The organism is Spirosoma sp. 209, from assembly GCF_002006735.1.
GTDB lineage: Bacteria > Bacteroidota > Bacteroidia > Cytophagales > Spirosomataceae > Spirosoma > Spirosoma sordidisoli.
In genome coordinates, this window is sequence record NZ_MVEC01000005.1 from 190,528 (window position 1) to 205,912 (window position 15,385).

General features: G+C 56.0%; 12 protein-coding genes. 7 read left to right on the plus strand and 5 right to left on the minus strand.

The features are described 5' to 3' along the window. Positions 1-45: 45 nt before the first annotated feature. From B1C80_RS10580 to B1C80_RS10590, 3 genes are read right to left on the minus strand one after another with little or no spacing between them, the layout of a single operon-like run. A complete protein-coding gene (locus B1C80_RS10580; protein ID WP_077921057.1) occupies positions 46-672 on the minus strand; it encodes a hypothetical protein in 627 nt (208 codons plus the stop codon). A gap of 17 nt (positions 673-689) precedes the next feature. Further along, positions 690-2,288 carry a SusD/RagB family nutrient-binding outer membrane lipoprotein gene (locus B1C80_RS10585; protein WP_077921058.1) on the minus strand — a complete coding sequence of 533 codons (1,599 nt, stop codon included), beginning with the start codon at positions 2,286-2,288 and terminating at the stop codon, positions 690-692. Between the two features lie 31 nt (positions 2,289-2,319). Beyond that, positions 2,320-5,565 (minus strand): SusC/RagA family TonB-linked outer membrane protein, encoded by a 3,246-nt coding sequence (locus B1C80_RS10590; RefSeq protein ID WP_077921059.1) that lies wholly within the window; start codon positions 5,563-5,565, stop codon positions 2,320-2,322. Between the two features lie 317 nt (positions 5,566-5,882). On the opposite strand from B1C80_RS10590, the gene B1C80_RS10595 reads away from it, so the two are divergent. The 4 genes from B1C80_RS10595 to B1C80_RS10610 are packed head-to-tail and all read left to right on the plus strand — an operon-like array spanning position 5,883 to position 8,588. Continuing rightward, a complete protein-coding gene (locus B1C80_RS10595; protein WP_077921060.1) occupies positions 5,883-6,500 on the plus strand; it encodes a TetR/AcrR family transcriptional regulator in 618 nt (205 codons plus the stop codon). Between the two features lie 49 nt (positions 6,501-6,549). After that, positions 6,550-6,990 (plus strand): DUF2147 domain-containing protein, encoded by a 441-nt coding sequence (locus B1C80_RS10600; RefSeq protein WP_077921061.1) that lies wholly within the window; start codon positions 6,550-6,552, stop codon positions 6,988-6,990. Between the two features lie 20 nt (positions 6,991-7,010). Then, a complete protein-coding gene (locus B1C80_RS10605; RefSeq protein WP_077921062.1) occupies positions 7,011-7,790 on the plus strand; it encodes an SDR family oxidoreductase in 780 nt (259 codons plus the stop codon). A gap of 30 nt (positions 7,791-7,820) precedes the next feature. After that, positions 7,821-8,588, plus strand: coding sequence for a hypothetical protein (locus B1C80_RS10610; RefSeq protein WP_077921063.1), 768 nt, complete (start codon positions 7,821-7,823; stop codon positions 8,586-8,588). Positions 8,589-8,593: 5 nt separating this feature from the next. Here B1C80_RS10610 and B1C80_RS10615 read toward each other — a convergent pair whose 3' ends face one another. Next, positions 8,594-9,232, minus strand: a complete 639-nt coding sequence (locus tag B1C80_RS10615) for a LysE family translocator (RefSeq protein ID WP_077921064.1) — start codon at positions 9,230-9,232, stop codon at positions 8,594-8,596. Between the two features lie 88 nt (positions 9,233-9,320). Further along, a complete protein-coding gene (locus tag B1C80_RS10620) occupies positions 9,321-9,869 on the minus strand; it encodes an NUDIX hydrolase (protein ID WP_077921065.1) in 549 nt (182 codons plus the stop codon). A 73-nt stretch (positions 9,870-9,942) separates the two neighbouring features. Here B1C80_RS10620 and B1C80_RS10625 point away from each other — a divergent pair, with 73 nt between their 5' ends. Genes B1C80_RS10625 through B1C80_RS10635 form a run of 3 tightly spaced genes read left to right on the plus strand, consistent with a single transcriptional unit; the run spans position 9,943 to position 14,703 of the window. Further along, complete coding sequence (locus B1C80_RS10625; RefSeq protein WP_077921066.1) at positions 9,943-10,950, plus strand: cation diffusion facilitator family transporter; 1,008 nt, start codon at positions 9,943-9,945, stop codon at positions 10,948-10,950. Positions 10,951-10,996: 46 nt separating this feature from the next. Beyond that, positions 10,997-12,208, plus strand: a complete 1,212-nt coding sequence (locus B1C80_RS10630; protein ID WP_077921067.1) for a DUF4249 domain-containing protein — start codon at positions 10,997-10,999, stop codon at positions 12,206-12,208. A gap of 20 nt (positions 12,209-12,228) precedes the next feature. Further along, entirely contained in the window at positions 12,229-14,703 is a 2,475-nt protein-coding gene (locus B1C80_RS10635; protein ID WP_077921068.1) for a carboxypeptidase-like regulatory domain-containing protein, read from the plus strand. Positions 14,704-15,385 lie beyond the last annotated feature (682 nt).

Here is a 15,385-nt window from a genome sequence, read left to right on the forward strand (position 1 = left end):
ATAGTCTGTTTGTGAGTAATATAGAATTGGAGTTAGTTTTCTTGGCTATCGTCTGCGGAAGCGAACACCAACCCGGCAGTCGCCCACTTCGCCCCGGGCCTCATCGCATACGTTTTCCTGAAAGCCCGCAATCCGGCGGCCGTCTTTCAGGTTGAGGATAAACTTAAACAGAAAATAATCATTCTGCGCCACCGTACTCAGGTTTACCCCCGTAAAAGCAGCCAGCTGAGCTGCCGTTACTGTAAACGTTTTCGGAAACTGGGTAACGGTTTCGTACAGTTTGTCGGCAGCCCCAACCCGGCTGGGCAGCGGAAACTGCGTAACGCTCGGATACAGCCCACCCGGTTGCGACAGTACGATCGGATAGGCCGGATTACCGGTGGCGGCTGCCTTGTTAAAACCGAGGTATACATCGATGGAGTTGACCTCCGCTTTACCGAAGCCTTCCCAGCGCAGGGTGTACTCAAAAACCTGGTTGGGGAGGTCAGCATCGTTCAGCGCAAAAAAGGAGGTGTTGGCTGTCGATACCGTTGGCAGGGCTGATTTGGTCGTGTTGACGGCCACCAGCGGCACGGCGGTATACGACCAGTTTTCCCAAACGTAATTTTCCGTTTTACAACCGTCCAGGGCAATCAACCCCAGCAGGGAACAACAGATCAATATGGCTCTCATGGTTCTCAATGTGGTTTTTATTTATCCCAGAAAACGGGGGTGGTCTGCTGAGCGGTCTGGAGCTGATCCGCTTTGCCCGATACGTTTACGTTGGTGGCCAGCTCGGTTACCGAGTAGGTAAGCCGGAGCGGGAATGTGTTGAGTGGCGCGATGGGAGCCGGCAGCACCGGCAGCCCCGTCCGACGGTAGTCGTTGTACGATTCCATGCCGTTGCCGTAGAGGGCAATGTATTTCTGCGTCATGACGGCATTCAGCTTACCGGCGGCATCGGCCGCGTCGTACTGGCTGCTCCGGTTGGCTACGAAAGCCGTAACAGTGGCAGCAGGCAGGGTCGGCGCGGAGTTGCCGCCCGTTGTCGAGATGGTGTTGACGCTGTTGAGGTGCGCCGTTATCCCATCCTGAAACAGCTGGCGCGCATCGCCGGTCGTACCCATCGTGAGGGCTGCTTCGGCCAGAATGAACTTGACCATGGCGTTGGTGATAAACGGAAACACTCCGGCTCCGCTCCCATCGAGGTTCGTAACTACCTTGGGCGCGCCCGTCGCACCAGTGTTTGTAATGAACGTCTGGGCCGCAGTTAGGTTGTTGATCGGGCTGTTGTCGTACAGGCCACCGGCCGGATACACGCCGAAGGTTGCCTTCAGGGCGTTATCGTTGGGCGATGCGGTGGCGTCGCCGGTATAGCGGCCGAAGTAGCCGTTGCCGGTGGGCGTAAACCCAACCGTGTAGTTCGACGTCTGCCGGAAAAAGTAGTACCGGATGCGCGGATCATCGGTGTTGAACAACCGCTCGATGAAGTTCTGGCTCATGTAATAACTTTTACTGGCCTGGTACTCGGCCCGATGCCAGGGGTGCCGGTTGGCGGGCGTTTCGGTGGTACCGAATCGGAACGAGAAGTCCTGCGCGTTGGTCGTGATCAGGGGTGCGTTGGCGGTTAGCAGGGCGTTGATACCAGCTTTTGCCTTCTCGGGCTGCACCAGCCGGATCTGATTGAATAACTTCAGCTTCAGCGAATTGGCCATCCGGATCCAGGCGTTCTTATCACCTTTGTAGATTATATCGGCCGTGGTGGGCTGGATGGCAAACGCACCTTTGTTGGCGTCGGCCAGGGCCTCGTCGATCAGCACGAAGAGCTTGTCATAGATGGCGGCTCCGCTCTCGAAGGTGGGGTCCGATACGGTAAGGCCCTGCGAGGCATCCGAGTACGGGATGTCGCCCCACAAATCGACCATCATGCTGTAGACATAGGCTTTTTCCAGCTTGGCAATGGCCACATAATCCCAGCGTTGCAGCCGGGTCCCCTCCCGGATTATGATGTCAACGTCGTTGAGCATCTGGGTATAGAGGCTGTTCCAGGACTGCTGGTAATCGGTGCCGTCCTGAAAATTACGGCTGGTCGTGCTCGTATACAGGTGTTGAACCAGGATTGACGTTCCCTGATTCACGTCGCGCAGACTGCCGGCCATCGACAGCTGGGTGGCGGGCAGGAGCAGCTCCAGCACCGGCGTAGTGGGGTTATTCGGGTCGGTATTGATATCGACGAACTCCTTGCAGCTTCCCCCGATAAACAGCAGACTCAGCAAAAAAGCCGTTCGTATGGTTGCGATACGTATCATAACATGCCAGGTATAGATGAATAGAGGAAAATCAGAAGCTAAACCGCAGGTTGACACCCAGACGGCGGGTGGTCGGAATCCCGATGAAGTCAAAACCCTGCGAGTTACCCGCACCCAGCGAGCTGACCTCCGGATCGAAGTTCAGATACTTGGGGAAGTTGGGGGCCAGATACCACAGGTTACGGCCACTCACCGACAGGAAAGCCGATCCGAACGGGGTTTTGGCCAGCCAGCGCTTGGGCAGCTGGTACCCCAGCGACACTTCGCGCAGCCGGAAAACCGTAGCGTCGAGTACGTTTACTTCAGCCGCGCCACCGGGGCCAAACCCGCCCGTGAAATAGTAGTCGGCTACGGCAATACCGATGTTGTTGGGTATTTTACGGCCTTCTCCATCCAGCAGAGGTTTGAGCGTATTTACGTCACCCAGCACACCGGGTCCGACCAGGATTGCCTCCCGCTCTTCGGTATCTTTGGTAGCCCCCCGGCTCAGCAGCTCATAAGCCGTGAAGGAGTACATGTCGCCCCCCTGCTTCCAGTCGAACAGCGCACTCAGGGTCAGCCCCTTATAGCTAAACGTATTGGTAACGCCCAGGATAAAGTCCGGGTTAGGGTTGCCGATAGCTGCCGTCTTGCCGCTCAGGATTGGTTTACCCGTGTTGGGGTTCACCAGTATGTTTCCTTCATCGTCGCGGGCGTAGGTAGAGCCACGAATCTGGCCGTAGGGCTGCCCCGCAATGTGCACACTTCCCAGATCGGAGAACCCACCGTAGGGCAGCTCTTTCAGGGCGCCGATGTCTAGCACGATGTTGCGGTTCAGGGTAAAGGCCGACGACAGGTTCCAGGTAAAGCCGTTGTTCAGCTTGATAGGCGTAGCGTTCGGCCCGATCTCCACCCCTTCGGTCGAGGAGCGGCCCAGGTTAATCACCTTCTGGGTATAGCCCGACGACGGTACAGCATTGACGGTAAAGATCTGCGACGTACTAATCTTGTTGTAGTACGTTACGTCGATCCCGATCCGGTTGTTGAAGAACTGAAGTTCCGTACCGATTTCGAGTTCGGTAATGAATTCGGGCTTCAGGCTGGCGTTAGCCAGCAGGTCCGACTCGGTCAGCGAGCTTTGTCCGGCAAAGGGCGATGCTATGCTTCCCGTACCGGTGCCCACGCCCAGTACCGGGTTGGCGATGTAGACCGTCTGGGTCTGGTAGGGCGTGGCTTCGTTACCCACCCGGGTGTAGCCCGCCCGGAACTTACCGAACGACAGTATGCTTTTGGGCAGCTGGAACGCTTCGGTAAAAATAAGCGACGCACTGGCCCCGCCGTAGAGATAGCTGCGGTTGCTGGCCGGCAGTGTCGACGAGACGTCGTTACGGGCTACCAGGTTCAGGAAGGCGTAGTTCTTATAGTCGAGCGAGATATCCGTGAAGAAGGCATAGTACCGTTGCTTGAAGTTATTCCGGTTGTTGGGCAGTACCCGCGGAATCGTCACGCTGGTATTGTTGAGCGAGTTGATACCCCGAAAAATGATGCCATCGCCAAACACAACGGCCCGCTCGGTGACGCGCTGGTTCACGTTGTTACCCAGAATCACTTTCAGCCCGATGTTTTCATTGATCGGCTTGGTGGCGGTCAGCAACAGGGTATTGTCCAGCTCCTGCCGGTAGATGTTGTCGTTGGTAATGTTGCCGTTCGGGAAGTAATCGCCCCCCTTGCCGTTCACCACCGTGCGCCGGTCGGTATAAGCGTTGAAACCAACCGTATTCTGCACGTTCAGCCAAGGCAGCGGGTCGACGCCCAGTACCACATTGCCATAGTAGCGATCTACCTTGCTCGTCGTTGGACTGTTAACGACAGACCAGTAAGGATTGTCCGTACCGACGCGGTCGTAGACATTGTTCCCGTTGAGCGGGTTGGTGTTCGGGAAGCCGGTGAGGTCATAGCTCGTCGGCACAAACATCAGAATGTCCAGGATGGAGCTGCCGGCCCCGTTGGCCGCCGACACCTGGGGCGACACCTGGTTGGTATTGACGTAGTTGATAGACCCGCCCACGTAGAATTTATTGTCCAGCTGGGCATTACCGCCCAGGTTGACAGCGGTCCGGGTAATCTGGTTTTCGGGTACGACGCCCTGGTTGCCCGTGCGCGACAGACCCGCCGTGAAGCTGCCCTTCTCGCTGCCACTCGACACCGAAATGGCGTTTTCGAAGACGCTGCCCGTCCGGAAGAAGTTCCGCGCATTATCCTGTGCGTACGACTGATAGGGCACCTGAATCGGCGTGGTTCCATTGGCCTCGTAAAACTGGGGGAACACCGTGGAGGGGTATCGATTGTTGGTCGTGAGCGGGTGCGGAATGGTTTTCCGGGTGGGAATCAGGCTCGGAATCCCTTCGTACGGCGGTCCCCAGGAGCCAAATACACCACTGCGGTAATCGAAGTTTGTCCCCTGTCCGTAGCTGGTCTGATAATCGGGCAGACCGGCCACGGTTTCTGTCGAATACCCCGTGCTGTAGGTAATTTCAAGCCCTTTCCGACTCTGGCGCTTGCCGGCTTTGGTAGTAACGATAATGGCTCCGTTGGCCGCCCGCGACCCGTAAAGCGCAGCCGCTGCCGCGCCTTTGAGTACCGTCATGGTCAGAATGTTGTTTGGATCGAGGTCAAAGGCCCGGTTCGTAATGGTCGACCCGCCTACGAAACCATCCGTGCTGCCGAAGCTGGAGTTATCGAAGGGAACCCCATCGACCACAAACAGGGGCTGATTGTTGTTACCCAGCGACGAATTTCCGCGAATGGTGATGTTGGTAGCTCCACCGGCGGCTCCGCCCGACCCCTGAATATTGACCCCGGCTACTTTGCCGGTCAGCGCCCGTAACGGATCGGGTTCCGATTTCTGGGCCAGCTGGTTGGCGTCCAGCGTCGAGACAGCATAGCCCAGGGCGTTTTTGTCGCGCTTGATACCGGCAGCCGTCACGACCACTTCGCTGAGTTGTTTGGTGTCGGCGGTCAGCTCCACGTCGATAACCTGCTGGTTGCCGACCGTTACCTCTTTCGACTGGAAACCAACCGACGAGAAGACCAAGACTGCCGTGCGGCCAGACACCGTTAGTTCGTACTGCCCGCGCGCATCGGTCACCGTTCCGACGGTACTTCCCTTTACCGTTATGGTCGTGCCGGGCAGCGCTTCCTTACCCGTTCCGTCGATCACTTTGCCGCGTACAGCTCGCTGTTGCGCGACTAACAAACCGGGTAGAAGTAAGAGAAAAAGTAGTACCTGTATTTTCATGCCGTTCTGGATTAGATGTGTACATGGTGATTAATACATGAGAGATTTTATTATCGATCAATTCTAGAAAACTTACGACTACAAAAAAAGAGATGAACAGAATTTTATTTTACATAATGAAATTAGTTAAAAATATTATTTCTTTTATTCTAATCAATGCAGCTAAGTAAACGCATATGATACATAAATCTCCAAATAAAATACTGAACTAACAAAAAAGCGATGTTTCTTTATATCCCACCTGTCCAAACGAATAGAAAAAAACAATTTTGAATTTTGAACGTTGTTCATTTTATTTGCAACAGATCTTGAACACAATGGGAGTTGCCGAACGGAAAGCACGCGAGAAGGAAGAACTGAGAGACCTGATATTACGGGCCGCCAGAAAGCTGTTTACCGAAAATGGGATCGAGCAGACTACCATTCGGAACATAGCCGAAGCCATCGACTACAGCGTTGGAACGGTGTATGTGTATTTCAGGAATAAGGATGCGATCCTGCATGCCCTCCACAGCCAGGGGTTCGGCATGCTGGCCAGCCATTTCTCGGTGCTGGCCAGTGTGGCAGATCCGATGGAGCGGTTACGGGCCATGGGTCGGATCTACATCAAATTCGGCCTCGAAAACCGGGATATGTATGAGCTCATGTTCAGCACCAAAGCGCCTATGACGTTTTTGTGCGCTACCGATCAGCCGGAATGGGACGAAGGGAAAGCAACTTTTACCGCCCTGAGCAGTACTGTTGCGGAGTGCCTCGAAGCTGGTCATTTTGCCGGCCATTCGCTCCAACCGCTGTCGTTCATGTTCTGGAGTCTGGTTCACGGCATGTGCAGCCTGGAAATCAGCCAGCGCACGCAGGGAGTCAACCTGACCGATCCGTCGGCTATCGTTGATCAGGCGTATACTGAGTTTTTGAAACTACTGGATCACTTCTAAATTTTTTTGCCCTGCTTATGAACGTTGTTCACATTTTAAACTTAGATCAATGAAAGCTTTATTTTTACTACTCGTCGTGCTTATCGCCGGGAGGTCTACCCAACACACCCAACCGCCTGCCGAGGCCGTTACCGGCGAGTGGCTCTCGCCCCGGAAAGACAGTCGCATCACTATTTATCGGCAGGGTGATCAGTACCTGGGTAAGATCGTATGGGGTACGGGAACGGCCACTACGGATCAGAACAACCCCGACCCAGGCCTGCGCAGCCGAAATCTGATCGGGCTGGTCATCCTGAACGGGTTCGTCTACGACGGCCGCAGCACCTGGGCGAACGGCACCATCTACGACCCGCGTGAGGGAAAAACCTATTCCTGCAAGATGACCCTTACCACCCCGAACAGCCTCAGTATCCGCGGCTACGTTGGCGTATCGCTCTTTGGCCGAACAGAAGTCTGGTCCCGGGTTACGCCCGGTCGCCCCAACCCTTAACCACCCACAATCCAAATCCCATGAACGAATTTATCCTACTGACCGGAGCCTCGTCGGGTATTGGCCTCAGCATGGCCCGCTTACTGGCTGCCCAAAAGCAGAACCTGATCCTGGTAGCCCGCCGGCTCGACCGGCTGGAAACGCTGAAAGCCGAGCTGGTAAACGAGCACGGGATCATCGTTTACACCTTTGCCAAAGACCTTTCCAGCACCGATGAGGTTGTTGCCCTGCACCACGAGATCAGCGCCCTGAGTCTTCTGGTAACGAGGCTCGTCAACAACGCCGGCTTCGGCACCTACGGCCCCTTCGATGAGGGTGCGCTCGAACCGGATCTGCGTATGATCAACCTGAACGTGGGAGCGGTAGTAACGCTGACCAAACTGTTCCTGCCCGATATGAAGCGTCGCGGCAGCGGGCACATCATGAATGTTGCTTCGCTGCTGTCGTTCCTGCCGTTTCCGTACTATTCGGTATACTCAGCCACCAAGGCATTTGTCCTCTCCTTCTCCGAAACGCTGGAAGCGGAACTGGCCGGCAGTGGGGTTACCGTTTCGGCGTTCTGCCCGGGTCCTGTCGATACGGGTTTCACCACCGATGCCATGTTGAAAACCAATGCATACGCGACGAATAAACCAGCCGATGTGCAATGGGTAGCCGCCGTTGGCGTTCGGCATCTGCTATCGGGCAAAGGGGTCAAAATCGTGGGTCGCCTGAACTGGCTGCTGGCAAACACGCCCCGCTTTTCACCCCGCTGGCTCACCATGCGGATCAATAAATTTCTGGCCAGCCCCAAACGCTGACACGTCTCTATTTCTATTAGCCATTTCCCCATGAAAGCCTTATCCGAGTTGTTGCGCTACCGGAATGAACCGCTGTATCTGTTCGGCCTCGTCTGCCTGCTGGCAGCCGCCGTTTGCCTGGTCCTGACCCGGCTCACCGATGTTCAGGTAAACGGCGTCAGTGCCTGGTACAAACCCTTCAAGTTTTTCCTGTCAACCACCCTGTTTGTCTGGACCATGGCCTGGTACATGTTTTACCTAGGCCCGTCCAGAGCGGTGCAGATTTACTCCTGGGGGGTCATACTGCTCCTGGGATTCGAACTGATTTATATTGCCGTTCAGGCCGGGCGGGGGCAGCTGTCCCACTTCAAGGTCGATACCCCTGCATACGCGGCCCTCTACGGCATGATGGCTCTGGCCGCTGTGGCCATAGCGATATGGACAGGGTACATTGGGGTGCTATTCTGCCTGCGCAACTTTCCGGACTTACCCGCGGCCTATGTCTGGGGCATCCGGATCGGCATCGGCCTGTTCGTGATTTTCGCGATAGAAGGGCTGGCAATGGGGTCTCAGCTACGGCATACGGTAGGTGGCCCCGATGGTAGCCCGGGACTGCCGGTGGTCAACTGGAGCCGAACTTACGGCGACCTGCGTATTGCGCATTTTATGGGCATGCACGCCATCCAGATCATACCCATCCTGGCCTATTACGCCCTTAAAAGTGTTCGACTAACGGTGGTGGTGGGTTTGCTTTATGGCCTAGCCACGACTCTGCTGTTTATTCAGGCGATGCGCGGTAAGCCATTCTGGCCCCTCTGATAAAATTACCAGTTCATGAGCCGGGCTACTGGCTCATACAGCCGGGTATAGGCAATCTGAACGGCTACGGCCAGAAAGACAAAACCCGTTGTTCGGTTGAACAGGGTGACGACCCGGGGGGTGAAGAGCCGCTTGAGCCGATTGGCGTAATACGCCAGCGCCGACTCCGTCACAAAAACCCCAACCAAACTGGCGCTCATGAACCCGTACTGTTCGGCCTGGGTGTAGTGCAGGTGCGAGCGGATGTACGCTACAATGGCTACCCAGGAAACGAAATTGACCGGATTGAGTGCATTCAGAAAAAAGCCCGTCGACACGTAGTACAGGTAATTGCCGAATCGGGTTTGGGGATAGGCCAGCCGGGGTGTACCCCGGAGGATGTTGACCAGGCCCATGGCCGTCAGGAAAAGGACTCCCACTACCGCCATGAAGTGCTCGAACCCCTGCACCTTCGGAATAAACGATGTCCCCAGCAGGGCAGCCAGTACGAACAGAATATCGCCGATGATCACGCCCAGCACGATCTTCATACCAGACCGGAAGCCGTTATCGACGCTGTTCTGGATCAGGGCAAAGAAAACGGTTCCAAATGTCAGGCAAAGGGCAACGCCGACCAGAAATCCGTACAAAATAGGTAAAAACACAAGTGATGAAGTTTACAGTGTTGGTGGCTGGCTGCGGAATCGGTTGGGCCATTGGAGTCAACAGCCCGCCCCCGTATACCAGTACCCGTTAAATTCCCCGCAGGCGGGCTACCATGAGCAGACCACTAACGCTCAGGGCGTCGGTAATGCGGCTGTTCATAGCCATATCAACGGCTTCGGCCAATGGAAGTTTCCAGATTTTAAGATCTTCTGTTTCTTCGGGCTCATGATCACCCTGAACCAGATCTTCGGCAATGTACAGAAACCCCTCCTCGTCGGTGGCCGAATTGGAGGTATGAATCCGGGCAATTTTTGTCCACGCCCGGGCTTCCAGACCGGTTTCTTCCCGAAGCTCACGCCGGGCCGATTCGAGCGGGTCGGTACCCAGCGGGCACCCGCCTTCCGGTATCTCCCACGAGTATTCGTTGAGCGGATAGCGGTACTGGCCAACCAGATAAGTATTCCCATCCGCATCGATCGGGATCACCCCCACCGCTTTATTCTTGAAACTGACAACCCCATAAATACCGGGTGTACCGGCCGGTGTGATCACATCCTCATGCCGGATGCTCAGCCAGGGGTTTTCGTACGTTACGGCCGATTGTAATGTCTGCCAGGGATTATCGGTTGCATTCATGCCAGCGAAAATACGGACTTTGTGGGTACGGTTGGCTATATTTGTTCACACATACCACTTCATTCCGGGCTTCATGAGGGCCAGTCAACGCACTAAATACCGCTGGATGGGCCTGTCGTTTGGGCTCAGCATCATTCTGCTGGTTGTCAAATTCACAGCCTATTTCCTGACGTCATCGACGGCTATTCTGACCGATGCCGTCGAGTCGATCGTCAATGTGCTGGCCAGCGGATTCGCGTTGTACAGCATCTACCTCGCCGGCCAACCCCGCGACCAGAACCATCCTTATGGCCACGGAAAAGTTGAATTTTTGTCGTCGGGTTTCGAAGGGGCCATGATATTATCGGCCGGGCTGGTGATCGTCTGGCAGGCCATCCTGAGCGTTTTCGAGCCGCAGGAGCTTAGTAATCTGGATACGGGCTTTGTGCTGCTGGGGATTACCGCCCTGGCCAATGCGTTTGTGGGCTGGATGCTGATCCGTACGGGCCGCCAGACCGATTCACTGGCCCTGATTGCCGACGGTCAGCACCTGATGACCGATGTAATCAGCAGCATTGTGGTCATGATCGGTGTGGCCATAGTGGCCCTGACCGGCCAGCGCTGGATCGATAGCGTGTTGTCGCTGGGTTTGTCTGTCCTGATCATTTACAATGGCCTGCAGCTGGTTCGTCAGTCCGTTGCCCGACTCATGGACGAAACCGACGCGCCAACCCTGGACCGGGTCGTGGCCCTGCTCAATGTACACAAAGAGCGAAACTGGATCGACGTGCATAACCTGCGGGTGCAGAAGTACGGCGCCGACCTGCACATCGACTGTCACCTGACGTTACCCTACTACTGGGAACTGACGCAGGTCCATGACGAGGTACATGCGTTTGAGGATACCCTCAAGGCCGGGTTCAGCAACGAGGTCGAAATTTTCGTGCATACCGACCCGTGCATGAAAGAATGCTGTCATTACTGCCGCGTGGCCGACTGCCCCGTGCGGGCGTTTGCCTTTGTGCGGGATGTAGACTGGACCAGCGAGAATCTGCCGCTGAACCAAAAGCATTTCGTTCCCCTGGCCATACAGAGCGAGTAGATTCCGAACCTTTTTATACTTAACCGATTAGAATACTTGGTTAAGTATGTATACCGGCTGGCCGTCTGCCTCATCCAGACTTTTTCGGATTGTTGCCCTGCTTGCGGTCGTGATCGGCCTCAGCACCTGCGTTGCTACGTTCGACCCGACCATTACCCCCAACACGACCCTGCTGGTGGTTGAAGGCATCCTGACCGATCAGCCAGTTACCCAGGCCATCACCCTCAACCAGTCGACATCGACCCGCGACAGCAGCTCCCGCACTCCCGTCAGCCAGGCTCAGGTGCAACTTATAATCAACGGCACGCAGACCGTTCTGCTGACCGAGACCCAGCCGGGCCGCTACGAACTTCAGCCCAGCCAGTTCAGCGGCCGCGTGGGCGACAGTTACCAGCTTCGGTTTCAGACGGCAAACGGCTCCCGCTACGAATCGACAGTCGAGACGATGGTGGCAGTTCCGGCTATTCAGCGGGTATACGATCAGTTCAATCCGAAGGGGCCGGGCCGGTTTGCCAATGAACTGTACACGCCCAGCAACGACATCTTCGTCGATTTTCAGGACCCGGCGGGCCAGCCGAATTTCTACCTCTGGCGCACCCGGGTGTTTGAAGCGCAGGAATGGTGCGCGTCCTGCCAGCAGGGACGGTATATCCTCGAAGATATTGGCCCGGTAGGCACCGGCCCGATCCGGGTGATCGGTTGCGTTCCGGACAGTACCCTGGGGGTGTATAATTTTTACGACTACATCTGTCGCGGCTCCTGCTGGGATATCTTCTACAGCACCCGCGTCAACGTCTTTGCCGATGTGTACGCCAACGGACGGCCACAGGTAGGCCGGCTCGTAGCCCAGGTCCCCGTCTATCAGCGTGAACCAGCCGTTGTCGATGTCGAGCAGTTATCCCTGACGGTTGGCGCCTATCGGTATTACCGGCTGTTCGAAGAGCAAACCCAGAACACCGGCACCCTGGTCGATACGCCCCCCGCCCCCACCGTCGGCAACGTTCGTAACCTGACCGACCCGTCTGAGAATGTGGTCGGGTATTTTTCAGCTTCGTCGGTAGCCATCAACCATTACTGGCTTAGTCGCCGGAATGTGCCGCTGGGCAACTACCGGGGCCTGTTCTACGCCCAGAACCGCCGTTATCCGAATATTGAAACGTCGCGCGGCAACCCGCCCGTTTATGGCGTCGGGGTTCCCTCGGCGGTTTGTATTCCCAGTCCTACCCGTACCAACGTACAGCCGGAAGGCTGGCAATAAGACGCTGACCAGCCACCTGTATGCTCACCGGCCTTCGCCTTCTGTTAATCGGGTTCCTCTTCGCCACGGCAGCCCGCGGGCAGGCCTCGCTCGTAACCATCAGCGGAACCGTCCGCGATTCGGCGACCAACCAGCCCCTGGCCGGCGCATCGGTGGTGGTCGATTTCAATAAGTCCGTGCGTGGCATCAATACCGATGCAGCCGGCCGGTTTTCGGTCGATGTGTTTGAAGGGAACCACCATGTTGTGGTGCGTTATGTTGGCTACAAACCGTTTCGGATAGGCCTCCAGTTGAAAAGCGACTACCAGCTGCCGGTCAAACTGGTACTGGTGGCCAGTCAGCTCGAAGAAGTTGTAGTGACGAGCAAAGGGTTCGACCGCAACGTTCGGCAGCCCCTGCTGGGCGTCAGTCAGATCAGCGTCGAGACCCTCCGAAAACTACCGGCTGCGCTGGGTGAAGTCGATCTCCTGCGCGGCCTGCAGATGCTGCCCGGGGTTACCAGCGTGGGTGAGGCTGCCAACGGGGTCAACATCCGGGGTGGCACCACCGACCAGACGCTAATCCTCCTCGACGATACACCCATCTTCAACCCGTCGCACATGTTCGGTCTGTTCTCCATCTTCCCGGCCGATGCGGTAAACGGACTCGATCTGTACAAAGGCAACGTGCCCGCCCGTTACGGGGGCCGGACAGCCTCCGTCATGGACATCTCGCTGCGCAACCCCAGCCTCGACCAGTTCCGGCTTACGGGCGGGGTAAGCGTAGTCTCGAACCGGCTAACGGCCGATATACCCATTATAAAAGACCGGCTGGGCATCCTGGTGTCGGGCCGGGGGGCCTTCAACGATTTCCTGCTGCCCCTGGTATCGGACCGGCTGGCGGGCATCAAAGCGCAGTTCGGCGACCTGGTCGTGAAAGGATTCTGGCGGATCAACGACCGCAACACGCTGACGGCCATGACGTACATGAGCAAGGATTTTTTTCAGACCCAGCTTTTGGGAAGTATCCCGAACATCAACGCCACCGCCACCCAGTACGACCATCAGACGGTGAACAGCATGGCCCGCTGGCTGCGGGTGCTGTCGCCCCGGCTGAACCTGCAGACTACCCTTTCGTCGACTTATTACGTACCGAAAATCCAGCTACCCGAACTCAACTCGACCAACGTCGTAACCATTCGGTCCGGCATCAGGCAGCGTCAGCTCAAGACCAGCCTCAACGTTCAGCAGGGCGACCAGAAACTCGAGATTGGAGTAAACGCTACCCACTACCAGGTAGAGCCGGGGTCGCTGCTACCGGGTACGAGCGACCGGGTCAACCCCGTTAGCACCCCAACCGAACGCGGGCTCGAACTGGCCGTGTATGCCGATGACGAATGGAGCCTCTCGACCAAAATGGCCGTGTCGGCCGGCCTGCGCTATTCGCTCTTCGGCGCTATGGGCCCGGGTGTGGTACGGCGTTATGCACCGGGGCAGCCCGTCGACGATTTTTCGGTTGTCGACTCCACGCGGTACGGAGCGGGTCAGGTAAGCCAGCGCTACGGTGGCCTGGAACCCCGGCTCGGCATCCGCTACGAACTATCGGCCAGCTCGTCGGTTAAGTTCGGCTACAATCTGATGCGGCAGTACCTGCAGGTCGTCACCAATACGACGACCCCGCTCCCCACTGCCCGCTGGAAAACCAGCGACACCCACATCAGGCCCCAGGTTAGCCAGCTGGTTACAGCCGGCTACTTCCGAAATTTCAAGGATAACGTCTACGACTTGTTGCTCGAAGCCTACTATCGCACCACCCGGCAGGCCCTCGATTACAAACCGGGCGCGAACTTCCTGTTGCAGGCCTACCCGGAAACCCAGCTGCTTCAGGGGCGTAGCCAGGCGTATGGCCTGGAGGTCATGCTGGCCCGCAAAAAAGGCGAACTGACCGGCTGGGTCAATTATACCTATGCCCGAACGCTGAATAAGGTCGATCAGGGGCCCACATTTCAGGAGCGGGTTAATAATGGCAACTGGTATGCCGCCAATTACGACCGACCTCACACGCTCAACGCATCGATGACGATCACCGTGAACCGGAACAACAGTTTTGGTTTCACCTTTGCCTACAGTAGCGGACGGCCCTATACTGCCCCTAACGGTTTTGTCTCCTTACAAAGCAATGAGTCGCCGGCCAACGGGGGCTCCCTCTCCGAACTGATCAATGGGGTTACCGATTTTGGATCGATCGAACCCAGCCAGTTCCCCTATTACAGCGAGCGTAATCAGGCCCGTTTACCCGACTATCACCGGCTCGATTTCTCCTGGAACATTACCAACCCCAGCCTGAAAAACCGGCGCTGGCAGGGTAGCTGGGTGTTTACCGTGTATAACCTCTACGCGCGCCGGAACACCTACTCGGCCTTCTTCCGGACCGAGAACGGCAAGACGCAGGCTTACCAGCTGCAAATCTTCGCCACACCCATCCCGACCCTGACGTATAACTTCACGTTCCGCTAGGCAGTCTGTTTATTTTTTTCTCAAAAAAAATAAACAGACTGCCGAATTGACCCATACTATCAGAGCCTGGTCGGCATAAACGCTACAGAAATAAGTTTTCTTTGTGACCGCTAAAAAAACTTATTCATTTTCAGAGCGTTATCCACATACCAGTCTAACTGCTCTTTCATCTGTCGAGTCCGATCCGGCTACACCGCTTTTCTGCTCTACGAAGCTACTTCATCTTACCTCAACTGACCCCGTTTCCGCACCCGTCAAGTGCCTGATTACCCCCATTCCGAACTGATCCTATTTGTCAAGTCTACCCAATCAAACCAGATCTAAAATTATGAGTACCAACACCTTGATCATCATTACTGGCTATGGGTCCGTCTCACCAAAGCCCACCCGGAAAGCTTATCTAAATGTCAATCCAGACGCAGCGCATCAGCGTTTCATGCGTGAGTATCCAAACCTGAGGAGCGTCACGTCGGTTACGGTTCCTTTTGAGGACGAACTGACGATTCGGGCACCGGGAGACATTTCAGCCTATTAGCGGTTAGATACCCTGATGCAGGGATATATGTCGTAGAAATTCAAGGAAACAACTTTCTTACTTTCAGCATTTTATAAGCTGATCACTTTTTTTTACTGCTAGCGACAGCCAACCGATTTTTCCGTATTTTTTCCATCCTCGGGACCA

Coding starts and splice junctions, on each gene's coding strand:
- B1C80_RS10605 (WP_077921062.1), top strand. CDS start 7,011: ATGAACGAATTTATCCTACTGACCGGAGCCTCGTCGGGTATTGGCCTC.
- B1C80_RS10625 (WP_077921066.1), top strand. CDS start 9,943: ATGAGGGCCAGTCAACGCACTAAATACCGCTGGATGGGCCTGTCGTTT.
- B1C80_RS10620 (WP_077921065.1), bottom strand. CDS start 9,869: ATGAATGCAACCGATAATCCCTGGCAGACATTACAATCGGCCGTAACG.
- B1C80_RS10630 (WP_077921067.1), top strand. CDS start 10,997: ATGTATACCGGCTGGCCGTCTGCCTCATCCAGACTTTTTCGGATTGTT.
- B1C80_RS10580 (WP_077921057.1), bottom strand. CDS start 672: ATGAGAGCCATATTGATCTGTTGTTCCCTGCTGGGGTTGATTGCCCTG.
- B1C80_RS10595 (WP_077921060.1), top strand. CDS start 5,883: ATGGGAGTTGCCGAACGGAAAGCACGCGAGAAGGAAGAACTGAGAGAC.
- B1C80_RS10635 (WP_077921068.1), top strand. CDS start 12,229: ATGCTCACCGGCCTTCGCCTTCTGTTAATCGGGTTCCTCTTCGCCACG.
- B1C80_RS10610 (WP_077921063.1), top strand. CDS start 7,821: ATGAAAGCCTTATCCGAGTTGTTGCGCTACCGGAATGAACCGCTGTAT.
- B1C80_RS10590 (WP_077921059.1), bottom strand. CDS start 5,565: ATGAAAATACAGGTACTACTTTTTCTCTTACTTCTACCCGGTTTGTTA.
- B1C80_RS10585 (WP_077921058.1), bottom strand. CDS start 2,288: ATGATACGTATCGCAACCATACGAACGGCTTTTTTGCTGAGTCTGCTG.
- B1C80_RS10600 (WP_077921061.1), top strand. CDS start 6,550: ATGAAAGCTTTATTTTTACTACTCGTCGTGCTTATCGCCGGGAGGTCT.